Annotated in this window: 15 protein-coding genes and 2 rRNA genes (1 of these 17 running past the window's edge); 8 read left to right on the top strand and 9 right to left on the bottom strand. The window is 66.6% G+C overall.

The window, feature by feature from the left end:
* The first annotated feature begins 41 nt into the window (after nucleotides 1-41).
* Nucleotides 42-2,672 (top strand): aminopeptidase N, encoded by a 2,631-nt coding sequence (gene pepN, locus LQ772_RS16280; protein WP_231322383.1) that lies wholly within the window; start codon nucleotides 42-44, stop codon nucleotides 2,670-2,672.
* A 71-nt stretch (nucleotides 2,673-2,743) separates the two neighbouring features.
* On the opposite strand, the gene LQ772_RS16285 is transcribed toward pepN, so the two are convergent.
* Nucleotides 2,744-2,929, bottom strand: coding sequence for a hypothetical protein (locus tag LQ772_RS16285; protein ID WP_231322385.1), 186 nt, complete (start codon nucleotides 2,927-2,929; stop codon nucleotides 2,744-2,746).
* Between the two features lie 575 nt (nucleotides 2,930-3,504).
* Between LQ772_RS16285 and mnmG the strand changes: the two genes are divergently transcribed.
* From mnmG to LQ772_RS16300, 3 genes are all read left to right on the top strand, one after another.
* Complete coding sequence (mnmG, locus tag LQ772_RS16290; protein ID WP_231322387.1) at nucleotides 3,505-5,376, top strand: tRNA uridine-5-carboxymethylaminomethyl(34) synthesis enzyme MnmG; 1,872 nt, start codon at nucleotides 3,505-3,507, stop codon at nucleotides 5,374-5,376.
* Between the two features lie 179 nt (nucleotides 5,377-5,555).
* Nucleotides 5,556-6,308, top strand: a complete 753-nt coding sequence (locus LQ772_RS16295; RefSeq protein ID WP_231322390.1) for an RDD family protein — start codon at nucleotides 5,556-5,558, stop codon at nucleotides 6,306-6,308.
* Between the two features lie 119 nt (nucleotides 6,309-6,427).
* Nucleotides 6,428-8,740, top strand: coding sequence for a Tex family protein (locus tag LQ772_RS16300; RefSeq protein ID WP_231322392.1), 2,313 nt, complete (start codon nucleotides 6,428-6,430; stop codon nucleotides 8,738-8,740).
* A 73-nt stretch (nucleotides 8,741-8,813) separates the two neighbouring features.
* On the opposite strand, the gene LQ772_RS16305 is transcribed toward LQ772_RS16300, so the two are convergent.
* Nucleotides 8,814-9,479 carry a dihydrofolate reductase family protein gene (locus LQ772_RS16305; RefSeq protein ID WP_231322395.1) on the bottom strand — a complete coding sequence of 222 codons (666 nt, stop codon included), beginning with the start codon at nucleotides 9,477-9,479 and terminating at the stop codon, nucleotides 8,814-8,816.
* 318 nt (nucleotides 9,480-9,797) lie between these two features.
* On the opposite strand from LQ772_RS16305, the gene LQ772_RS16310 reads away from it, so the two are divergent.
* The gene (locus tag LQ772_RS16310) at nucleotides 9,798-11,825 is read left to right on the top strand and encodes an autotransporter outer membrane beta-barrel domain-containing protein (protein WP_231322397.1); all 2,028 of its coding nucleotides are present in this window, start codon (nucleotides 9,798-9,800) and stop codon (nucleotides 11,823-11,825) included.
* 97 nt (nucleotides 11,826-11,922) lie between these two features.
* Here the strand turns inward: LQ772_RS16310 and LQ772_RS16315 are convergent, their stop codons facing one another.
* Nucleotides 11,923-12,774: a DUF1481 domain-containing protein gene (locus tag LQ772_RS16315; RefSeq protein ID WP_231322400.1), complete on the bottom strand. Its 852-nt coding sequence runs from the start codon at nucleotides 12,772-12,774 to the stop codon at nucleotides 11,923-11,925.
* 294 nt (nucleotides 12,775-13,068) lie between these two features.
* Between LQ772_RS16315 and LQ772_RS16320 the strand changes: the two genes are divergently transcribed.
* Entirely contained in the window at nucleotides 13,069-13,632 is a 564-nt protein-coding gene (locus LQ772_RS16320) for a helix-turn-helix domain-containing protein (RefSeq protein WP_231322402.1), read from the top strand.
* A gap of 174 nt (nucleotides 13,633-13,806) precedes the next feature.
* Here LQ772_RS16320 and glyS read toward each other — a convergent pair whose 3' ends face one another.
* The gene (glyS, locus tag LQ772_RS16325) at nucleotides 13,807-15,951 is read right to left on the bottom strand and encodes a glycine--tRNA ligase subunit beta (protein ID WP_231322405.1); all 2,145 of its coding nucleotides are present in this window, start codon (nucleotides 15,949-15,951) and stop codon (nucleotides 13,807-13,809) included.
* On the bottom strand, nucleotides 15,948-16,859 hold the full coding sequence (gene glyQ, locus LQ772_RS16330; protein WP_231322407.1) for a glycine--tRNA ligase subunit alpha: 912 nt from the start codon (nucleotides 16,857-16,859) through the stop codon (nucleotides 15,948-15,950). The genes glyS and glyQ overlap by 4 nt, the downstream gene beginning before the upstream one ends.
* 97 nt (nucleotides 16,860-16,956) lie before the next feature.
* On the opposite strand from glyQ, the gene tfpB reads away from it, so the two are divergent.
* Together tfpB and LQ772_RS16340 are read left to right on the top strand one after the other, a co-directional pair.
* A complete protein-coding gene (gene tfpB, locus LQ772_RS16335; RefSeq protein ID WP_231322409.1) occupies nucleotides 16,957-18,774 on the top strand; it encodes a type IV pilus assembly ATPase TfpB in 1,818 nt (605 codons plus the stop codon).
* A 23-nt stretch (nucleotides 18,775-18,797) separates the two neighbouring features.
* A complete protein-coding gene (locus LQ772_RS16340) occupies nucleotides 18,798-19,520 on the top strand; it encodes a glutamine amidotransferase (RefSeq protein ID WP_231322411.1) in 723 nt (240 codons plus the stop codon).
* Nucleotides 19,521-19,612: 92 nt separating this feature from the next.
* On the opposite strand, the gene LQ772_RS16345 is transcribed toward LQ772_RS16340, so the two are convergent.
* The 4 genes from LQ772_RS16345 to LQ772_RS16360 form a co-directional block, all read right to left on the bottom strand.
* On the bottom strand, nucleotides 19,613-19,936 hold the full coding sequence (locus tag LQ772_RS16345; RefSeq protein ID WP_231322413.1) for a DUF1820 family protein: 324 nt from the start codon (nucleotides 19,934-19,936) through the stop codon (nucleotides 19,613-19,615).
* Between the two features lie 10 nt (nucleotides 19,937-19,946).
* A complete protein-coding gene (locus LQ772_RS16350; RefSeq protein WP_231322415.1) occupies nucleotides 19,947-20,630 on the bottom strand; it encodes a rhomboid family intramembrane serine protease in 684 nt (227 codons plus the stop codon).
* Nucleotides 20,631-21,353: 723 nt separating this feature from the next.
* Nucleotides 21,354-21,467, bottom strand: a 5S ribosomal RNA gene (gene rrf, locus LQ772_RS16355).
* A gap of 114 nt (nucleotides 21,468-21,581) precedes the next feature.
* A 23S ribosomal RNA gene (locus LQ772_RS16360) occupies nucleotides 21,582-23,512 on the bottom strand; it runs 948 nt beyond the window's last position.

Raw genomic sequence — 23,512 nt, forward strand, 5'->3', positions numbered from 1 at the left:
GCATGTTAGCCTGAGCCTTCCCCCAGCGGCTTCTCCACCCCATGACTGCGCGCGACGAACAGACCCCCTCGCCCATCCGCCTTGCCGAATACCGACCACCCGCCTGGACGGTCGAACAGGTCGAACTCGAATTCGACCTCGGCATCGACGCGAGCGAGGTGCGCTCGCGCCTGCATCTGCGCCGCGATCCGGCGCAGGACGCGCCGCTGCGGCTTGACGGCGAGGGCCTTGAACTGATCGCCATCGTGCTGGACGGGCAACCGCTGGACGCGCAGGCGTATCGCTATCGCGACAACGTGCTGGAGGTCGACGGCGTTGGCGACGGCAGCGTGCTGGAAACCTGCGTGCGCGTGCGCCCCGCGGCCAACACCGCGCTGGAAGGGCTGTACCTGTCCGGCTCGCGCGAACACGGCTTCCTGCTGACCCAGTGCGAAGCCGAAGGCTTCCGGCACATCACCTTCTTCCCCGATCGCCCGGACGTGCTTGCGCGCTATACCGTCACGCTGCGCGCCGACCGCGAGCGTTTCCCCGTGCTGCTCGCCGGCGGCAATCCGGATGGCGCGGGCGAGCTGCCGGGCGAGCGCCACTGGGCGCGTTTCGTCGACCCGTATCCGAAACCCTGTTACCTGTTCGCGCTGGTGGCCGGTCGGCTGGACAAGATCGAGCGCGACTATCGCACCGCCGACGGTCGCGATGTGGCGCTGGTGATCTGGGCCGAGCCGGACGTGATCGCCTGCTGCCATTACGCCATGGACGCGCTGGAGCGCGCCATGCGCTGGGACGAACAGGCCTACGGGCGCAACTTCGATCTATCCGTGTTCCACGTCGTCGCCACGCACGACTTCAACATGGGCGCGATGGAGAACAAGGGCCTCAACATCTTCAACGCCAAGTACCTGCTGGCCGATCCGGACACCACGACCGACGACGAATACCGCGCGGTGGAGGCAGTGATCGGCCACGAGTATTTCCACAACTGGAGCGGCAACCGCGTCACCTGCCGCGACTGGTTCCAGCTGTCGCTGAAGGAGGGCCTCACGGTGTTCCGCGAGCAGCAGTTCTCGGCGGACATGAATTCGCCCTCGCTCAAGCGCATCGACGACGTCGCGCTGTTGCGCCGCGCGCAGTTCCCCGAGGACGCCGGTCCGCTCGCGCATCCGGTGCGCCCGTCGCAGTACAGCGAGATCAACAATTTCTATACCGCGACGGTGTACGAAAAAGGCTCGGAACTGGTGCGCATGCTGGCCGGGCGGCTGGGGCGCGAGGGATTCCGCCGCGGCATGGACCTGTACTTCGAGCGCAACGACGGTCGTGCCGCCACGCTGGAGGATTTCCTCGCCGCGCTCGGCCAGGCCAACGGCATCGATCTTTCACCCTACCTCGCCTGGTACGGCCAGGCCGGCACGCCGCGGGTGTCGGGTGAAGGCCACTACGATCCGGCCAGCCGCGCCTACACGCTGATCCTGCGCCAGCACACGCCGCCCTCGCCGGGCCAGCCGGACAAGCGGCCGCTGCCGATCCCGGTCAAGCTCGCGCTGTTCGATCCGGACGGCCATATGCTGCCGTTGCACGAGGGCGCGAGCGAGCAGGTGGTGGTGCTCGATGCGCACGAGCAGTCGTTCGTGTTCCCCGGCATCGAGCGCGCGCCGGTGCCATCCCTGCTGCGCGGCTTCTCGGCGCCGGTGATCCTCGACTACGCCTATGCGCCGGCCGAGCTCGCCTTGCTGCTGACCCACGACACCGACGGCTTCAACCGCTGGGAGGCGGCTCAGCAGCTGGCCTGGCGCGCCTATGCGGAGCTGCGCGACGGTCGTGGCCGAGAGGCGTTGGCGGTGTGGGGCGACACGCTCGCCGGGCTGTTCGGCCAGGCCGCGCTGGACCCGGCGCTGCTGGCCGACCTACTCACGCCGCCGGGCGAGGTGGAACTGGCCGAGCGCGAGACCGACGTCGATCCGGCGCGCATCCACACCCTGCGCCAGTCGCTGCAGCGCGAGCTTGCCGCCCGTATCGGCGCGCCCGTGCTGGCCGACCGTTACCGCGCGCTGACCGCCCAGGCGAGCGACGCACTGGATGCCGTCAGCCAGGCACAGCGCCGGCTCAAGCGCCGCGTGCTGGAACTGCTGGCGCTGCTGGATGCGCCCACGGCGCAGGCCTTCGCGACCGCCCAGTTCGACCGCGCCGCGACGATGACCGATCGCCTCGCCGGCCTCGCGGTGCTGGTGCGTAGCGGGGCTCCGCAGGCGGCCGATGCGCTCGCCCGCTACCGCGCGCGCCACGCCGACAACGCGCTCGCGCTGGACAAGTGGTTCGCAGTGCAGGCGCAAATCCCCGACGATCCCGCGCTGGCGCGCGTGCGTGCGCTGGAGGGCGATCCGACGTTCACCCTGAAGAATCCCAATCGCGTGCAGGCCCTGCTCGGTACCTGGGCGCGTGGCAATCCGAGCGGGTTCCATCGCGTCGATGGCGAGGGTTACCGGTTCCTCGCCGCGCGACTTGCGGAACTGGATGCGCTCAACCCGCAGGTGGCGGCGCGACTGGCGACCGCGTTCAACGGCTGGCAGCGGCTGGAGCCGGCGCGGCGGGAACAGGCGCACGCGGCGGTGGCGGGACTGGCGGAGCAGCGGCTTTCGCGCAACCTGGCCGAGATCGTCGGCAACATGCTCAAGGGCTAGCGGCGCCGCGTGGCCGCAAGGACGTTGCCGGACGGAACGCCCTCACGGCGCTCCGCCCGGCGACGGGGCGGTCAAGCGGCGAGCTGGCTCAGCGCGTTGCGCAGGCGGACCATGTGCGTTTCCAGGCGCGGGCGCAGGTTCTGGCGTTCCTGCTCGGTGCGCGCGGCCAAGTGTTCGATCGCCATCTGCACCTTGCCGATTTCGATCATCAGGTCGTGGCGCGGATAGACGGGCTGGAAGTCGAAAGTGCTGTTCATGACGGAACGCAGAGGATGGGGTTGGTGAAGCGGGCTCTGCAATGGCCGTGCCAGAGCGTGATCGTCGTCACATTCGGCTCTGGGCCTGGCCGGCCGGCTGACGCTCAGCGTCAGCTGCCTTACAAAAAAAAGCCGGAATTAGTCACTTTTTATTCACGGCCGTACTGGGAATATCGCTTCCGCAGTCGCGACGGATCGCGACGGCGCCTGCGACTTTCCGGTTTCTGGCGCCCGGCAACACGGTCATCCTGGATTCCCCCTGTTCCTGAGACCGCCGGGCGCCAGATCTAAGCACGACCAAGCCCCGCCATTGGCGGGGCTTGGTTTTTCCGGGGCGGGAAAAGGCGACGGCGCCGTGGGAATCCCCAGCGGCGCCGTCATGCTTCCTCTCCCGGTACGCGGTCAGGCCCCTGTCTGCCCAGCCTCGGCGCGCGGTTCGCGCAACGTCTGCCCATGGAAAGTGCACGCGAAGTGAAGCAGCAATCGTGCCAAGCTCTTGATTATGTTCGGGCGCAGACGCCAAAGCGCTAACATACGCACGTTCCGTCCTCGCACGCGCCAGGCGCCTTCTTTCGATGATCCATCCCACCCGCTACGACGTGATCGTGGTTGGCGGCGGCCATGCCGGCACCGAAGCGGCGCTGGCCGCGGCCCGCTGCGGCGCACGCACCCTGCTGCTGACCCACAACCTGGAGACCGTCGGTGCGATGAGCTGCAACCCGGCCATCGGCGGCATCGGCAAGGGACACCTGGTCAAGGAGATCGACGCGCTCGGCGGCGCCATGGCGCAGGCGGCCGATCGCGCCGGCATCCAGTGGCGCACGCTCAACGCCTCCAAGGGACCGGCCGTGCGCGCCACGCGCTGCCAGGCCGACCGCACGCTGTACCGCGCGGCGATCCGGCGGATGGTGGAATCGCAGCCGAATCTCGAATTGTTCCAGCAGGCCGTCGACGATCTGCTCATCGAGGGCGACCGCGTCGCAGGCGTGGTCACGCAGATGGGCGTGACCTTCCGTGCCGGCGCGGTGGTGCTCACTGCCGGCACCTTCCTCGCCGGCAAGATCCACATCGGCCCGGCGCAGTACGCCGGCGGGCGTGCGGGCGACCCGCCCGCCAGCGCGCTGGCGATGCGCCTGCGCGAACTGCCGCTGGCGGCCGACCGGCTCAAGACCGGCACGCCGCCGCGCATCGATCTGCGCAGCATCGACTTCGGCGGGCTGGAGGAACAGCCGGGCGACGATCCCGCGCCGGTGTTCTCCTACCTGGGATCGCGCGCGGAACATCCGCGCCAGGTCAGTTGCTGGATCACCCACACCTCCGAGCGCACGCACGAGATCATCCGCGGCGCGCTGGACCGCTCGCCGCTCTTCAGCGGGCAGATCGAGGGCACCGGCCCGCGCTACTGCCCCTCGATCGAGGACAAGGTGGTGCGCTTCGCCGACAAGGGTTCGCACCAGATCTTCATCGAGCCCGAAGGACTGGACAGTTTCGAGATCTATCCCAACGGCATATCCACCTCGCTGCCCTTCGACGTGCAGCTGGAGGTGGTGCACTCGATCGCCGGCTTCGAGCGCGCGCACATCACGCGTCCGGGTTACGCCATCGAATACGACTACTTCGACCCGCGCGGCCTGCAGCCATGGCTGGAGACCAAGAACATCGGCGGGCTCTACTTCGCCGGCCAGATCAACGGCACCACCGGATACGAGGAAGCCGCCGCGCAGGGCCTGGTCGCCGGGCTCAACGCCGCGCGCATGGTCCGCGGCGAGGCACCCTGGTTCCCGCGGCGCGACGAGGCCTACATCGGCGTGCTGATCGACGACCTCACCAGCAACGGCACGCTGGAGCCTTACCGCATGTTCACCTCGCGCGCCGAGTACCGGCTGCACCTGCGCGAGGACAACGCCGACCTGCGACTGACCGAGCAGGGTTTCGCGCTCGGCGTGGTACCGCAGGCGCGCTTCGATGCCTTGCGCGCCAAGCGCGAGGCGGTCGAGCGCGAGACGCAGCGGCTGGCCTCGCTGTGGGCGGCACCAACCAATGCGCTGGGCGCGACGATCGAGCGCCAGCTCGGCATTGCGCTCAGCCGCGAAACCAACGCACTGGACCTGCTGCGACGCCCCGAACTGGACTACGGCAAGCTCGCCGCCGTCAGCGAACTCGGCCCCACCGTGGAACGCGAGGATGTCGCGGCGCAGGTCGAGGTGCAGGCGAAATACGCCGGCTACCTGGAGCGCCAGCGCGAGGAGATCGCGCGCCAGCGTCGCCATGAGCACACCGACATTCCTGTCGGTTTCGATTACGACAAGGTGCGTGGCCTTTCCTCCGAAGTGCTGCTCAAGCTCAAGCGCACGCAACCGGCCACGATTGGCCAGGCCGCGCGGATCAGCGGTGTCACGCCCGCGGCGATCTCGCTGTTGCTGGTGCATCTGAAGCGCCGCGCCTGAAGCTTGTCTTGCCCTCCTCTCCCGGGAAGAGGCCGGGGTTCGCGGCGCACTTGAAAGCAATCCTGCAAGAACGAGCCCCACCCGACGCCTCCCTCATCTTCGATAAGAGCGGGCGCGAGGGAGCAGTGTGCGGTGGCCCATGGCATCATCGCTTGAATCGAAATTTGCGGAGCGAGTGCATGGAAATCTGGATCGGCCGCGATGGCCAGCGCCACGGTCCCTACAAGGAGGAGGACGTGCGCCAGTGGCTGCGCAGTGGCCAGCTCGCCGCGGAGGACCTGGGTTGGTACGAGGGCCTGGCCGACTGGCAACCTTTGTCAGTGCTGTTCCCCGACGCGCTGGCCGCCACGCCCCCGCCGCTTGGGCCCGCGCCCGTGGTGCCGCCGCCGACCACCACGGCGGCGCTGGAGGATTACGCCGGTTTCTGGAAGCGCCTGGTCGCCTACATCATCGACGTGATCGTGCTCTACATCCCGCAGATGCTGATCATGAATGCGTTCGGCAACGAAGCGGCCCAGGCGAAACTGGAGCAGGTCATGCTCTCGGCCGGTTCCGATCCCCAGGTGATGCTGGCTGCCTACGGCCAGTACTACGAAACCATGCGCATGGGCATCGCGCTGACTGCCGTGCTGGTCTGGCTGTATTTCGCCATCTGTGAGAGTTCGGCCTGGCAGGCCACCGTGGGCAAGCTGGCGATGGGCATCCGCGTGACCGATCTGGATGGCGGGCGCATCGGCTTCTGGCGCGCGCTGGGACGCTACGCGGCTAAGATCCTCAGCTGGATGATCGTGGGTGTCGGCTTCCTGATGATCGGCTGGACGCGGCGCAGGCAGGGCCTGCACGACATGCTCGCCAACACCCTGGTGCTCAACGGCCGGGCCGGCGCATTCCACCACCCGGCACCGCGCAACGATGGATCTTTCCACGCCTGAACGAAGGGTGGGGTTCGGCCCACCATCGCCATCCCGCATGGTGGGCGAACCCACCCGACGAACCGCGCTGCGGTTGTTATGATCGACGGCTCCCTGCACCACTTGAAGCCGTTGATCACATGCTCAGCATCGAACACCGCATTGCCCAGGACATCGCCGCCAAGCCCGACCAGGTGCGCGCGGCGGTGGGCCTGCTCGACGAGGGCGCGACCGTGCCCTTCATCGCCCGCTACCGCAAGGAGGCCACCGGCGGCCTGGACGACACGCAGCTGCGCCTGCTCGAAGAGCGCCTGCGCTACCTGCGCGAGCTGGAGGAGCGCCGCGGCGCGATCCTCGCCAGCATCGAGGAGCAGGGCAAGCTATCCGATGCGCTGAAGAACGACATCCTCGCCGCCGACACCAAGGCGCGGCTGGAAGACCTCTATCTGCCCTACAAGCCCAAGCGCCGCACCAAGGCGCAGATCGCCCGCGAAGCAGGCCTGGAGCCACTGGCGACCGGCCTGCGCGACGATCCCACGCTTACCCCCGAAATATTCGCCGAATCGTTCGTCGATGCCGACAAGGGCGTGGCCGACGTGCGCGCGGCGCTCGATGGCGCACGCGCCATCCTGATGGAGTCCATCGCCGAGGACGCGCACCTGGTCGGTGAGCTGCGCGACTGGCTCTGGGACAAGGGCCAGATCCGCGCGAAGGTGGTCGAGGGCAAGGAGAACGAGGGCGCCAAGTTCCGCGATTACTTCGATCATGTCGAAGCGGTCGGCAAGATCCCCTCGCATCGCCTGCTGGCGCTGATGCGCGCGCGCAACGAAGGCGTGATCGAACTGGAGCTGCAGCCGGCGCTCGACGCCGAACAGGGCCATCTCGAGGGCGAAGGCCGAGTCGCCGCGCACGCCGGCATCCATGACCGCGGCCGCGCTGCCGATGCGTGGCTGCGCGAAACCGTGCGCCTGACCTGGCGCGTGAAGCTGCACCTGCACCTGACGCTGGACCTGTTCGGCCGCGTGCGCGAAGGCGCCGAGGACGAGGCGATCCGCGTGTTCGGCGACAACCTGAAAGACCTGATGCTGGCTGCGCCGGCGGGCGCCAAGACGGTGATGGGCCTGGACCCGGGCATCCGCACCGGTTGCAAGGTGGCCGTGGTCGATGCCACCGGCAAGCTGCTGGCGACCGAGACGATCTATCCGCTGGAGCCCCGGCGGCAGTGGAACGAATCGCTGGTCGTGCTGGCGAAGCTGTGCAAGCAGCACGACGTGGACCTGATTGCGATCGGCAACGGCACCGCCTCGCGCGAGACCGACAAGCTGGCCGGCGAGCTGATCAAGAAACTGCCGGATGCCAAACTGTCGAAGATCGTGGTCAGCGAGGCCGGCGCTTCGGTCTATTCAGCGTCCGAAACGGCTGCGAAGGAATTTCCGAACCTCGACGTCAGCCTGCGCGGCGCCGTGTCCATCGCGCGCCGCCTGCAGGATCCGCTCGCCGAACTGGTGAAGATCGAGCCCAAGGCGATCGGCGTGGGCCAGTACCAGCACGACGTCAACCAGGTGAAGCTGGCGCGCGCGCTCGACGCGAAGGTCGAGGATTGCGTCAACGCCGTCGGCGTGGACGTCAACACCGCCTCGGCCGCGCTGCTCTCGCGCGTGGCCGGACTTTCGCCGAGCGTCGCCGAGAACGTGGTCAAGCATCGCGACGCCCATGGTCCGTTCGCCAACCGCAAGGCGCTGCTGAAGGTGCCGCGGCTGGGCGACAAGGCGTTCGAGCAGTGCGCCGGCTTCCTGCGCGTGCCCAGCGGCGACAACCCGCTGGACGCCAGCGCGGTACATCCGGAAGCCTACCCGGTGGTCGAGCGGATCATCGCCCAGTGCGGTCGCGAGGTGCGCAACATCATCGGCGACACCGGCTTCCTGCGCGGCCTGAAGCCCGAGCAGTTCACCGACGAAAAGTTCGGCGTGCCGACCGTGCGCGACATCCTCAGAGAGCTGGAGAAGCCAGGCCGCGACCCGCGCCCGGAGTTCGTTGCGCCGAGCTTCGCCGAAGGCGTGGAGGACCTCAAGGACCTGCGTCCCGGCATGATCCTGGAAGGCCGCGTCACCAACGTCGCCGCGTTCGGCGCGTTCGTCGACATCGGCGTGCACCAGGACGGTCTGGTGCACGTGTCCGCGCTCTCGCACACGTTCGTCAAGGACCCGCGCGATGCGGTCAAGGCCGGCGACATCGTCAAGGTCAAGGTGATGGAGGTGGATCTTCCGCGCCAGCGGATCGGCCTGTCGATGCGTCTGGACGACGAACCGGGCCAGGCCCGCGGCGCCCGCCCCGGCGACGACAACCGTGGCACCCGCCCGCAGCGGGGTGCGCCGCCACCCAAGCCCGCCGCGCCGCCGGCCAACAACGCCTTCGCCGACGCGTTGCTGCGCGCGCGCGAGGGCAAACGCTGAAACCACAGGGACGCCCCTATCCGCGCTCGGAGTCCGTTCCGGGCGCGCGTGGGGCAAACGTCCGCGCTCGGGCTCAGGCCGGCTGGTAGACGACGGCCATCGCCCCGGAGCTGAAGGGGGTCACGCTGAGCAGCCGCAAATCGGCCGGACTGCTTAGTCCGGCAAACAGCGGCTGGCCCTGGCCCAGTGTCACCGGGTGGATGGCCAGTCGGTATTCGTCGATGAGGCCGGAGGTGACGAGGCTGCGGGCGAAGCGGGCGCCCCCGTGCGCCAGGATGTATTTGCCCGGCTGCTGCTTCAGCCGCTGGATTTCCTCCACCAGATCGCCGCGTGCCACCGTCGGCCTGGCCCAGGAGTCCAGGACCGCCACTGTCGGCGTGGCGCCATGCCTTTCCGCATTGCGCGCCTTTGCTTCGGCGAAGGCCCTGGTCGTCTGATCGCCCCGGGTTCCGTCGTCGAGCCCGTGCCTTGAGAAAATCACCTTGGGGATATCGTTCATCGGCCGTGCGAGCGGCATTTCCGAATAGGGCCAGAACGCCGCCATGTCGTAATAGCTGCCGCTCCCCATGATGTGCACGCCCGCGTCGCCGAGCGTATCGAGGACCCATCGGGTCGAATCGTCGCCGCCGGAGGTGCGAAACACCCAGTCGGCCTCGCCGTTCGGTCCGGCGACGAAACCGTCCAGCGAGACGGACATCTTCAGTACCAGCTTTCTCTTCGCTGCCGTCGTGGCCGTCATGACTTTTCCCCTCGCCTCGGTGGTTCGCAGGACGTAGGTGTCCTTTGCCGGTTTCTTGCCCTATGGACCGCGACGAGCGGCGCGACGATGTTTCGACACGACGCGCTTGGCCGCAGGGGATCGGATCGACAACGAGTCCACGCGATAGTTTGCCGGGGGACCGTTCGCCCTGGCCGCGCTCGGCGATGGCAAATCGCAGCCCGGCCTTTCCGCACCGCGCACACGCGATGCGCCGCAGCATGCGCTTCCGTATGGACTGCATTACCGTGACGCTCAAATAACGAAGGCCATCCCGGCCCCTCAAGGAGCGTCACCGTCATGCCCCGTACCCGTCTTGCCGGCGCCATCCTCGCCGGTCTGCTGTTCAGCGCGGCCGCCGCGGCCACCGATTTCGACCAGGTCGTCGTGTTCGGCGACAGCCTGAGCGACAACGGCAACATCTCGCTGGCGACCGCGCCCGGCGTGCAGCCGCCGCTGCGCTTCACCACCAATCCCGGCACCCTGGCCATCGAGAACGTCGCCAGCGCGCTTGGCCAGCCGATCGCGCCGTCCCTGACCGGGGGCTCGGACTACGCGTGGGGCGGCGCCGGCGTGCTCGTCAATTCCCCGGGCACGCCCGCCGCGGTGCCCACGCTGACCAGCCAGGTGGGCGGCTACCTGGCCGCCGGCACGGTCGATGCCAATGCGCTGTACTCGATCTGGGGCGGCGCCAACGACATCTTCTATCACGCCACCGCCGCCGGCGCGGGGGCCACCGCCCAGCAGCTGATCGCGCAGACAATTACGCAACAGGTCTCGCTGGCGATCGCCAACAACATCATTCCGAATGATCCGGCCGCGATCGCCGCCTTCACCGCGCAGATCACGCCGACCGTCACCGCCCAGGTGAACGCGGCGGTGCTCGCCGGCGCCGGGGTCAGCGCGTTCGAGACCGCGGAACAGGCACAGGCGGGCGTTGCCGCCGCGGCCCAGCAGGAGGTCAAGCTGATCGGCCAGCTGCAGGCGGCGGGCGCCAAGAACATCCTGGTGTTCAACCTGCCCAACATCGGCCTGACGCCTTCGGCGCTTGCCCAAGGTCCAGAGGCGGCAACCGCGCTGGGCGGCCTCGGCCTGGTCTTCAACGGCCAGCTCAACGCCGGCCTGTCGCAAATGGGCGTGGGCATCGTTCCGGTCAATGTCTACAGCCTGTTCAACGAGATCATTGCCGACCCGCAGACCTTCGGCTTCACCAACGTCAACGAGCCGGCCTGCGGCGCGGGCGCATCGTCGGTGCAGTGCGGTCCGGCCGGTTCGGGCCTGCCCTATACCTACCCCGATGGCGCCGACCAGAGCTACGTGTTCGCCGACGGCGTGCATCCGACCACCGCGGCGCATGCGGTGCTGGGCCAGTATGTGATGTCCATCCTCGAGGCACCGGGCCAGGTTTCGCTGCTGGGCGAGGCGCCGCTGGCGGCGACCGGCGCGCAGTACCGCGCGATCCGCAACCAGCTGCTGGCCGATGGCCAGGGCAGCGATACCCGCTTCTTCGCCAGCGTGGATTACGGTCGGCAGCGCTTCGACGCGACCGGTGGCTCGCCCGGCACCGACAGCGACAACGTCAACCTGACCCTCGGCACCGACGCGCGCGTGAACGACCACGTGTCGGTCGGCGTTGCGCTCTCGCTGGGCCAGAACAATGCCGATTTCAACGGTGGCGCTGGCGGCTACAAGATGCAGGACATTTCCGGCCTCGGTTACGCGCTGTACCACAACGGCGGCGGTTACCTGGGCGGCTTCGCCAGTTTCGGCCAGTCCAACTTCAAGGACATCAACCGGCGCATCCAGCTGGGCGCCGCCACCCGCAACGAGAGCGGCAAGGCGGATGGCTCCCATCTCGGCGCCGGCCTCGAAGGCGGCTGGTGGTTCGGCAGCGACGGCCTGAAGACCGGACCGTTCGCGCGCGCGGAGTGGCAGACGGCGAAGGTCAACGGCTACGCCGAGACGGGCAACGACAGCACCGCCATGTGGTTCGGCCGCCAGCAGCGCGACGCATTGCTCGAATCGCTCGGCTGGCGCCTGCAGGGCCAGTGGCAGGCCGGCGGCGCCACGCTGATGCCGTTCGTGGAAGTGTCCTGGAACCACGACGACAAGGCCGATGCTCGCGAGGTCCAGGCCGGCCTGGTCGGCATGCCCGGCACCTTCGCGCTCACCGGCTACGTGCCGGACAAGACCTGGCTTGGTGCCGATCTTGGCCTGTCCGCCCAGTTCAGCACGAACGTCACCGGCTGGTTCGGCTATCACGGCCGCTTCAGCGATGACACCCAGAAGGACGACAGCGTGAACCTGGGCGTCAAGATCGGCTTCTGACGCCGATCGCGCTTCCACGAAAAAGCCGCCCTCGGGCGGCTTTTTTTTTGGCCGGACGCCCAGATGGCTGGACGTCCATTGGGAGCAGGCGGAAGGCTTACTTGCCCTTGCCGCCCGTGGCCAGCTTGAGGATGTTTTCGGCCTGGTTCTTGAGGCTGGCGGCCTCGTCATCGCCAAGCGTGTCGGTCTTGCTGCCGGAGACGACCTGCTTGAGCACCAGATTGCCGTCCTTGTCCCAGCCGGCGCGCTCGGTCGAGCTGGGCTTGGCATCCTGGCTGGCCTTCTTCTGCTGCACCACCACCCACGGCTTGCCGTCGCGGTAGGCGTAGTCGGTGCTGGTGAAGCCCTTGTCGCCGTAATCGGCGCGGCCGCGGATGAACTGCACCTGCCCGTTCTGGCGGAACACCTGCCAGGCACGCGAGACGTCCTTCTCCAGCTTGGTGCCGTTGCTGATCTTCATGCCGCCGATCTGCTTCTGCACGGACTGGAAATCGGCCAGCTCCTTTTCGCCCGGGGTCTGCTCGGCGACCAGTTCGATCGTGACCTGGTTGGGCGCACCCTTGGTCAGTACCGGCGCCTGCAGCGCCATCTTGTAGTGACGCTCGCCGTCGGTCAGGTCGGCCTTGACCACGTACAGGTCGGCCGGGTTGACGTCGGCCGGGTTGAAGGTGAGCTCGAACGACTGCGGGAACTGCACCGGTGCGATGGTCTTGGTAGCCAGCGCGGCGCCGGCCTGGTCGGTCGAGGACACGTCGACCAGGTTGACCGTGAGCTTGGCGTCCGGCGAGACGGCGCTGTCGCCGCGCACGTTGATCGTGCCGCTGACCGAGTTCGCCTTCGCCGCGACGGCGGCATTGTCGCCCTTGCCCTGTTCGGGGGCGTTGGAGCCGTTGCAGCCAGCCAGTGCCAGCGCAGCTACCGACATCAGCGACCAGACCATCCTGCGCATGGGGAAACCTCTATTCAATTGAAAAGCATTTGCTTTGGGGAATGCACGCAAACCGTACGGCGTCTCGCGTACGTTTTCCGCGGGGGAAGTTCCAAGCATAGCGGAAAAAATCGCCCCCGGGCAAAAGTCAAGCCAGACTGATGGCAGCCCCGGCGACGTCCCTTTTGCCATTCACATGGCATAAACGCTGGCGAGGCACGCCAAAGCCCGCGGTAAGCACGGCGCGCTACGATGGCGCATGGCGGCTTCCGGTCGGCGGCTGCCAGTGACGCTTCCTGATGTCGGGAAAAGCCCATGAACCTCGCACCGCCCTCATCCCAATCCGAAAGCCCCGGCACCTTCGCCGACCGCATCAAACTGCTGATCCAGCGCGTCGGCAGCGCTACCGAAATCGCCCGCATGTGCGGCTTTTCCGAAGGCGTGGTGCGCAGCTGGCGCGACGGCAACACCGACCCCTCGCGCGCACGCTGCGTGACCCTTGCGCGCACGCTCGGGATTTCGTTGATCTGGCTGGTCGCCGGCGAGGGCGCGATCCTGACGGACGTGGACCAATCCGGCGCCGACGAGCAAACCAGCAGCGACACCACGCAGCGGCCACGCGCACGCCTGGACGGTGCAACCGGCCACGTTCTGGTCACCTCGAGCACCAGCGTGGACACGCAACGCCTCAACGCTGCGATGCGCATCCTGCAATCGGAACTGGAACTGGCCGGGCAACGACTTCCGCTGGCCGACCACACCGATCTTCTGGCCAAGCTTTACGAGGCCATGGGCCCGGGCGGCATTCGCGTGGATACCGACGCGATGCTGACGTTCAACCGCCAGCTGGCCGAGCGGATCGGGCGCACCGGCGCCTGATTCGGCCGATCATGGTCCGCGGTACGGGCATTCGAGTTCGCGGACGAAAACCGCGAGAGCGCACTTAGCTGTCTGTCGGAGAGTGGCCCGGCGCATCAAAGCCGACGACTACCGGGTCCAGGCACAGCTTTGATCGCCCGGAGCGCGGGAAGATGCGCCGGTCCCGATCCGACACTACAGACGCGCGATATCGGCGACCGCCGCGAACTGCGCTTTCAGGCTGGCCAGCAGGGCGAGGCGATTGGCGCGCACGCGGACGTCCTCGGCGTTGACCAGCACGCTGTCGAAGAAAGCGTCCACCGGCGCCTGCAGCTGCGCCAGGCGCGTGAGCACGGCGGTGTAGTCGCCGGCGGCACGCGGCGCGGCGGTATCGGCAAGGGCGGCGTCCAGCGCGTTAGCCAGGTCATGCTCGGCGGGCGAGTCGAAACAGGCCGGGTCGACCACGCCGCCTGGCGCGATGCCGGTTTCTTCCTCGGCCTTGCGCAAAATGTTGGCCACGCGCTTGTTGGCGGCGGCCAGACTGGCCGCTTCGGAACGACGGCCGAATTCCCCCACTGCACGCAGCCGACGGTCGAAGTCCGGCAGCGTGGCCGGTCCCACGGCCAGCACCGCCTCGAACTGCTCGGGAGTGAAACCCAGTTCGGCGTAGTAGCCGCGCAAGCGGTCGAACACGAACTCGGCGAGTTCGCCCAGCAGTGCGGCGCGGCGCGCGCCGGCATCGAACACCGCCGGTTTGCCATCCTTGCGCGGCTTGAGGCCGGCGGCCAGCGCCGTGTCCGGCAACAGGTCCAGCGCCTCGGCGAAACTGGCGCGCAGATCCAGCTCCAGGCTTGCCTCGACCAGCGTGCGCGCCAGGCCGAGCGCCGCGCGGCGCAGCGCGAACGGATCCTTGTTGCCGCTGGGCTTCATGCCGACGGCGAAGATGCCGGCCAGCGTGTCGAGTCGTTCGGCCACGGCGAGTACCTGGCCGACGGCGTCGGCGGCGATGGCATCGCCGGCGAAACGCGGCTGGTAGTAGCTGTCCAGCGCCTGCGCCACTGCCTCGCCTTCGCCCTGGCGCTGTGCGTAGTAGCGACCCATCACGCCCTGCAGTTCGGGAAACTCGCCGACCATGCGGGTCAGCAGATCGCACTTGGCCAGCGAAGCGGCGCGCGTGGCGGCGCCGGCATCGACACCCACGCGGCTGGCGATGACGCGGGCGAGTTCGGCCACGCGCACGCTCTTGTCCCACAGGCTGCCCAAGGCCTGCTGGTAGGTAACGTTCTTCAGCGGCTCCTGATAGCTCGCCAGCGGCGTCTTGAGGTCCTCGTCCCAGAAGAACTTGGCATCGGCGAAGCGCGGGCGGATCACGCGCTCGTAGCCCTTGCGGATCTCGGCCGGGTCCTTCGACTCGATGTTGGCCACGCCGATGAAGTGCTCGCTGAGCGAACCTGCGACGTCGAATACCGGCACGAACTTCTGGTTGGTCTCCATGGTGGTGACCAGCGCTTCGGGCGGCACGGCGAGGAACTCGCGCTCGAAGGCACAGGCGATCGCCGCCGGCCATTCGGTGAGGTTGGCGATCTCGTTCAGCAGGGCATCGTCCAGGCGCGGTTCGCCGCCGGTCTGCCCAGCGGCGCGGGCCACTTCCGCCTGGATGCGTTCACGACGCTCGAGCGGATCGGCGAGCACTTTGGCCGCGCGCAGCGCGTCGAGCCAGCCGTCGGCGTCGGTCACATGCACGGGATTGGGATGCATGAAGCGGTGGCCGCGCGACTTGCGGCCGCTCTTCAGGCCCAGCACCTCACCGTCGATGATGTCCGCGCCATGCAGCATCACCAGCCAGTGCGCCGGGCGCACGAAGGCGTAGTCGTGGTCGGCCCAGCGCATCGGGCGCGGGACCGGCAGGCCCCTGAGCGCCTCCTCGACGATCTCCGGCAGCAGCGCGGCCAGCGACTGGCCGGGCTTGACCGCGCGGAACACGAACCACGCGCCCTTGTCGGTCTCGAGCTTTTCCAGCTGGTCCACCTCGACGCCGCAGGACTGCGCGAAGCCGGTCAACGCCTTGGAGGGCTGGCCCTGTGCGTCCAGCCCGGCCGTGAGCGCCGGACCGCGGCGTTCGACATGCTGTTCCGGCTGCGTGGCAGCGACCGCCGGCACGTACACGGCCAGCCGGCGCGGCGTGCAGTAGGCGCGCGCCTCGTCCAGCCCGCCTTCGATGCCGCGCTTGCCCAGGCCCTGGACGATTCCGTCCAGGAACGCCTGCGACAGTTCGTCGAGCGCCTTGGGCGGCAGCTCCTCGGTGCCCAGTTCGATCAGCAGCGATTTGGCGGCGCTCATGCGGCCTGCTCCTTGGAAACGTTCTTCAGGCCGGGAAAACCCAGTTTCTCGCGCTGCGCCACGTAGGCTTCGGCGACGGCACGCGAGAGCGTGCGCACGCGCAGGATGTAGCGCTGGCGCTCGGTCACGCTGATGGCACGGCGGGCGTCGAGCAGGTTGAAGGTGTGGCTGGCCTTCATCACCTGCTCGTAGGCCGGCAACGGCAGTCCGGCGCCGATCAGCTGGTTGGCGGTGGCTTCGCACACGTCGAACCAGCGCAGAAGCTCCGGCACGTTGGCGTGCTCGAAGTTATAGGTGCTCTGTTCCACTTCGTTCTGGTGGAACACATCGCCGTAGGTGACCACACCACGTGGACCGTCGGTCCAGATCAGGTCGTAGACGTTGTCCACGTTTTGCAGGTACATCGCGAGGCGCTCGAGGCCGTAGGTGATCTCACCGGTCACCGGACGGCACTCGAGGCCGCCGGCCTGCTGGAAGTAGGTGAACTGGGTCACTTCCATGCCGTTGAGCCAGACCTCCCAGCCCAGGCCCCAGGCGCCGAGCGTGGGCGATTCCCAGTTGTCCTCGACGAAACGCAGGTCGTGCACCAGCGGATCGAGCCCGAGCTCCTTCAGCGAGCCGATGTACAGCTCCAGGATGTTCTCCGGGTTGGGCTTCATCACCACCTGGTACTGGTAGTAGTGCTGCAGGCGGTTGGGATTTTCGCCGTAGCGGCCATCGGTGGGACGGCGCGAAGGCTGCACGTAGGCAGCCGCCCAGGGCTCGGGCCCAAGCGCGCGCAGGAAGGTCGCCGGGTGGAAGGTACCTGCGCCGACCTCGGTGTCCAGCGGCTGCAGGAGCACGCAACCTTGCGCGCCCCAGTAGCGGTTGAGGGTCTGGATCACGTCCTGGAAAGTGCGCGCTGGCATGGCGATTGGCCCAACTACAAAGCGCGTTAGTATAGCCAAAGCCCGCGCAGGCACTGGTCCGGCGCCGCTCGAACGCACCCGTGGGAGCCCGTCTTCGATGGCCGCATCACCGCAAATCGCATCCCTGCTCGGTCGTCGTGGCCGGCTGGGGCTGGACGACGTGCTGGCCGCGCTGGTGGTGGACGGCTACGTCGCCGCCGATGATGCCAAGAACGTGCGCATGGGCGTGCGCGCGGGACGCAGCACGGTCGAGCTGCACCCGCTTGTGCTGATCGCCAACGCCAAGCTGGCGAACCTGCGCGAACCGGGCCGTCCGCTGAGCCTGGAAGCGCTGACCGAATGGCTGGCCGGCCAGGCAGCACTGCCCTACCTCAAGATCGATCCGATGAAGATCAACGTGGCGGCGGTGACCCAGGTGGTCAGCCATGCCTATGCCACGCGCCATCGCATCCTGCCAGTCGCCGCCACGCCGTCCGAGGTGACCTTCGCAAGCTGCGAGCCGTTCGACGCGGCCTGGGCGGGCGACCTGGCGCAGATGCTCCGCCGGGACGTGCGCCGGGTGGTGGCCAGCCCGCTGGACATCAACCGGTACCTGGCCGAGTTCTACGGCGTGCAGCGCTCGATCCAGATGGCGCAGGACGCCAAGGGCGCCGGCTACGACAGTTCGGCTGCGATCCTCAATTTCGAGCAGTTGGTGGAGCTGGGCAAGACCGGCGAGGTCGGCGCGGACGACCGCCATGTCGTGCACATCGTCGACTGGCTGCTGCAGTACGCCTTCGAGCAGCGCGCGTCGGACATCCACCTGGAGCCGCGGCGCGACGCCGGACAGATGCGCTTTCGCATCGACGGCGTGATGCACAAGGTGTTCGAGTTGCCGCCGCCGGTGATGACCGCGGTGACCGCGCGCATCAAGATCCTGGCGCGCATGGACGTGGCCGAGAAGCGACGCCCGCAGGACGGTCGCATCAAGACGCGCTCATCCGCCGGGCGCGAGGTCGAGCTGCGCATCTCGACCATGCCCACCGCCTTCGGCGAGAAGGTGGTGATGCGCATCTTCGATCCGGACATCGTGGCCAAGGATTTCTCGCAGCTGGGTTTCTCGCCCGAGGAAGGCGAAATCTGGCGCTCGATGGTCGAACGCCCACACGGGATCGTGCTGGTGACCGGCCCGACCGGCTCGGGCAAGACCACGACGCTGTATTCGACGCTCAAGCACCTGGCGCGGCCGGAGCTCAACGTCTGCACGGTGGAAGACCCGATCGAGATGGTCAGCCCCGAGCTCAACCAGATGCAGGTGCAGGCCTCGATCGACCTGGACTTCGCCGCCGGCGTGCGTACGCTGCTGCGCCAGGACCCGGATATCATCATGATCGGTGAGATCCGCGACCTAGAAACCGCGCAGATGGCGGTGCAGGCGTCGCTGACCGGCCACCTGGTGCTGTCCACCCTGCACACCAACGACGCACCGAGCGCGGTGACCCGCCTGCTCGACCTGGGCGTACCGCATTACCTCATCCAGTCCACGCTGACCGGCGTGGTCGCCCAGCGCCTTGTGCGCACGCTATGCCCGCACTGCAAGCGCGAGGCACAACAGGATCCGCACACCTGGACCGCGCTCACGCACGGTTGGTCGCTGCCGGCGCCGCATAGGGTTTTCGAGCCGGTCGGCTGCCTGGAGTGTCGCAATACCGGCTTCATGGGTCGCACGGGCGTCTACGAGATGCTGCGCCTCAGCTCGCGCCTGCGCGGCCTGATCTCGGCCCAACTCGACTTGGCCAGGCTTGGCGAGGCTGCGCTGGCCGAAGGCATGCAGCCGCTGCGCATATCGGCCGCGGCGCAGGTGGCCAAGGGCTTGACCACGGTGCAGGAAGTACTCACGGTATTGCCACCGATCGAACATGAAAGCCAATCCTAGGCTTTAGGCATCCAGACGTCCGCATGAAACCTATCCTGATCATTCGCACTGGCCGTGCGCCCGATGCCATCCGCGCGCGTCACGGCGATTTTCCCCATTGGTTCCGCCTCTGCGCGGCACTGTCACCCGTCCGCCTTCAGGTGGTCGACGTCGCCGCCGGGGAGAGCCTGCCCCCGCCGAGCAACGTCGCTGGCGCATTGATCACCGGTTCGGCCGCGATGGTCACCGAACGAGCCGCCTGGAGTGAACGTACCGCTGGCTGGATCCGCAATGCCATGGATGCGCATCTGCCGCTGTTCGGCGTCTGCTACGGCCACCAGTTGATGGCGCATGCGCTGGGCGGTCGCGTGGACTACCTGCCGGGCGGGCGGGAAATCGGCACGCTGCCGATCGAGCTCACCGCAGCTGCCGGCCACGATCCTCTTACCGCCCGGCTCCCCACCAGTTTCCGCGCCCATACGACGCACGAACAGAGCGTGCTGGAGCCGCCACCCGGCGCCACGGTGCTGGCGCGCTCGGCGCGTGATCCGCACCATCTGCTTCGCTACGCCCCCAATGCGGTGAGTGTGCAGTTCCACCCGGAGTTCAACGCGGACGTGATGCGCGCCTACATCCATCGCAAGCGCGAAGCGATGCGGAACGAAGGCAGCGACCCGCACCGGATCTGGCGCGAAGTGGCCGCCACGCCAATCGCACGCCGGGTCATGCGCGGTTTTGGCCTGCGCCATGGGCTCAGCGCGGCCTAGGCACCCGTCAAGCGCAAGGCGAAGCGGGCAAGCGGGCAGTCTTGTCGAAGCGTTCGGCCGGCAAGACACACCATCCGGTCAGCGGGTGCTGCTCATCTTGGTTTTGTCGGCATCGGGAAAGGCGTCACCTTCTGGCCATCGTTCGCGTCGCGGATGACCAGCGTGCCCTTGCGTTCGACTTCCTCGATGCGAACGATCGACTGCATCGGCAGATGAAGCACCTGCGTATCGGCGAATTCGTCGCGCAGGCGTTCCTCGGTGGGGTCCACCAGCAAGCCCGAGCCGGCCGGCTCGAACACCAGTTCGCCGACTTCGGTGAAACCCCACAGCGCACTGGTGTCGACGTGCCGCGCGTACAGCTCGTAGCACTTGCCCAGGTGCAGGAAGGTCACCTTGTAGAGTTTTCTGGTACGCATGGCGCGCAGTTTAGCCGCGCAGGCGGCGCGCAATCGCTTCGCGCGAGAACAGCGCGAACAACATGCCGAACAGGAATCCGGCGATGTGTGTCCACCACACGACCGCTCCGTAGCTCGGGCCGGCGTAGCTGAAGAGCAACTGCAGCAAAACCCAGATACCGATCAGCAGGTAGGCTGGCACGCGTACGAATTCGAGGAACAGACCCAGCGGCAAAACCAGCCCCAACCGCGCCCGCGGGAACAATGCCGCGTACGCGCCGAGTACCGCCGAGACCGCACCGCTGCAGCCAATGATCGGCAGCCGCACGCCGGCAAGCGTCAACGCGCCCACCAGATTGGCGACGATCCCACCCGCGACGAACAACGAGAGAAACCGGGCCGAGCCCAGCGTGCGCTCCGCCGGCAAACCGAAGATCACCAGGAAGAGCAGATTGCTCAAGAGGTGGATCCAAGCCACATGGATGAACAGCGCCGTGAATAGCCGGAGCAGAGCCGGGTCGCCCATCTGGCGCCACAGCGCTTCGCGCGTGTCGAAAATGTTGGCCGGGATCGTGCCCCACTCCAGCAGGAACGAGATCCGCTTTGGTGGCGCCATCAATGCCAGTGCCACGAAGCTGGCCACGCACACGAGCACCAGCAGCAGCGTCGCCCACTGCATGGTGGAACGTCGCCGTGTCTCCACATGAACGAACAAGGCTGCGTCTCCCTCGGCGCCGCGTCGTAGTCCTTTGCATCATAGAGGCATGGGGCGGCCAGATGACAAAGGCGCTCCGAAAGGCGCGATTGCTCGAAGCCAAAGTGCAAGGCCCGGCTCGGGGGCGCTTTTGCGGCTGGCGCCTGTTGAACACGGAAAAGACGCAACATCCCCGTTTCCGCACATTATCGACAACAACGCCTACCGCGGGCATGGCGGGAACAGCTGCCCCGCGGTCCTGCAGGAGCGCACCTGCGTGCGCCTGCCGTTGAAAGGCCGCGGAAAACGCATCGGATGCGCGGAACGTCCGTGTAGGGACTCGGCCGCGGTGTGCCGTCCATCGACGCGCCGGCCAAGCGGTGGGTCTCCCTGTCCCGACCTTCGATGTTGGCGGTGGGATTGCCCGCCGGTGACGGGCCGCGACCACAGCTGCCGGTCGAACGCTGGTGCGCGACTGCGGGCAGTGAGGGATGGTGGCCGGTAGTGGCAGCCGGTGCATGGCGGTCGCGCCAAGGGGCGCTCCTACAGGGGTAACGGTCCAACATCGGCGGGCCGGCCGCCTTGGCAATGATCGGCGGTGGCGTCCGACGCGCGCCGGTCGCGCATGCGGTCGGGACCGTTGCAGGACCGTGCGAACCATTCGCAGGTGCGCCTGAAGCGCCGCACGAACGCAGGCAAAGAAAAACCCCCACCGTTGCCGATGAGGGTGTTTCAGGATAAAGCCCCTGGCGGTGACCTACTCTTGCATGGACAAGCCACACTACCATCGGCGCGGCTGCGTTTCACTTCCGAGTTCGGGATGGGATCGGGTGGGACCACAGCGCTATGGCCGCCAGGGAAGGGGTTGAAGCAGCGCTATCAAGCGCCGGCTTCAAAAGGGGTAAACGAGTGACAAGCGAGTTGGTGAATCGAGATGTATCGGCAAAGACATTCGAAGCGTCTTGGGGTTATATGGTCAAGCCGCACGGCGCATTAGTACGCGTAAGCTCAATGCATTGCTGCACTTCCACATCGCGCCTATCAACCACCTAGTCTTGATGGTGCCTTAAGGAGAGTCAAGCTCTCGGGAGATCTCATCTTGGGGCGTGCTTCCCGCTTAGATGCTTTCAGCGGTTATCACTTCCGTTCGTAGCTACCGGGCAATGCCTCTGGCGAGACAACCCGAACACCAGCGGAACGTCCACTCCGGTCCTCTCGTACTAGGAGCAGCCCCCCTCAAATCTCCAACGCCCACGACAGATAGGGACCGAACTGTCTCACGACGTTCTGAACCCAGCTCGCGTACCACTTTAAATGGCGAACAGCCATACCCTTGGGACCGGCTACAGCCCCAGGATGTGATGAGCCGACATCGAGGTGCCAAACACCGCCGTCGATATGAACTCTTGGGCGGTATCAGCCTGTTATCCCCGGAGTACCTTTTATCCGTTGAGCGATGGCCCTTCCATACAGAACCACCGGATCACTAAGACCTACTTTCGTACCTGCTTGATCCGTCGATCTTGCAGTCAAGCACGCTTATGCCTTTGCACACAGTGCGCGATGTCCGACCGCGCTGAGCGTACCTTCGTGCTCCTCCGTTACGCTTTGGGAGGAGACCGCCCCAGTCAAACTACCCACCATACACGGTCCCTGACCCGGATTACGGGCCTAGGTTAGAACGTCAAGCACTTCAGGGTGGTATTTCAAGGATGGCTCCACGCAAACTGGCGTCTGCGCTTCAAAGCCTCCCACCTATCCTACACAGAAGAACTCAACGTTCAGTGTAAAGCTATAGTAAAGGTTCACGGGGTCTTTCCGTCTTGCCGCGGGAACGCTGCATCTTCACAGCGATTTCAATTTCACTGAGTCTCGGGTGGAGACAGCGCCGCTGTCGTTACGCCATTCGTGCAGGTCGGAACTTACCCGACAAGGAATTTCGCTACCTTAGGACCGTTATAGTTACGGCCGCCGTTTACTGGGGCTTCGATCAAGAGCTTCGCCTTGCGGCTGACCCCATCAATTAACCTTCCAGCACCGGGCAGGCGTCACACCCTATACGTCCACTTTCGTGTTTGCAGAGTGCTGTGTTTTTGATAAACAGTCGCAGCGGCCAGGTTACTGCGACCCATCAGAGCTCAGTCACGCACGTGACCACCCCGATGGGCGCACCTTCTCCCGAAGTTACGGTGCCATTTTGCCTAGTTCCTTCACCCGAGTTCTCTCAAGCGCCTTGGGATTCTCACCCTGCCTACCAGTGTCGGTTTACGGTACGGTTTTTCTTAAGCTGAAGCTTAGTGGCTTTTCCTGGAAGCGTGGTCTCAGTCACTTCGCCCAATAGGGCTCGTCTCGGTGCTCGGCATAGAGAATCCCGGATTTGCCTAAGATTCATGCCTACCGCCTTTCCCCCGGACAACCAACGCCGGGTAGACCTAACCTTCTCCGTCCCCACATCGCACTTAAGAAAAGTGCAGGAATATTAACCTGCTTCCCATCGACTACGCATTTCTGCCTCGCCTTAGGGGCCGACTCACCCTGCGCCGATGAACGTTGCGCGAGGAAACCTTGGGCTTTCGGCGTGGGGGCTTTTCACCCCCATTATCGTTACTCATGTCAGCATTCGCACTTCCGATACCTCCAGCAGACCTCTCGATCCACCTTCGCAGGCGTACGGAACGCTCCTCTACCGCGCACACAAAGTGTGCACCCCGAGCTTCGGTGTCTAGCTTAGCCCCGTTAAATCTTCCGCGCAGACCGACTCGACCAGTGAGCTATTACGCTTTCTTTAAAGGGTGGCTGCTTCTAAGCCAACCTCCTGGCTGTCTATGCCTTTCCACATCGTTTTCCACTTAGCTAGAACTTGGGGACCTTAGCTGCGGGTCTGGGTTGTTTCCCTTTTCACG

The sequence above is a fragment of the Frateuria edaphi genome, assembly GCF_021117405.1.
Taxonomy (GTDB): domain Bacteria; phylum Pseudomonadota; class Gammaproteobacteria; order Xanthomonadales; family Rhodanobacteraceae; genus Frateuria_A; species Frateuria_A edaphi.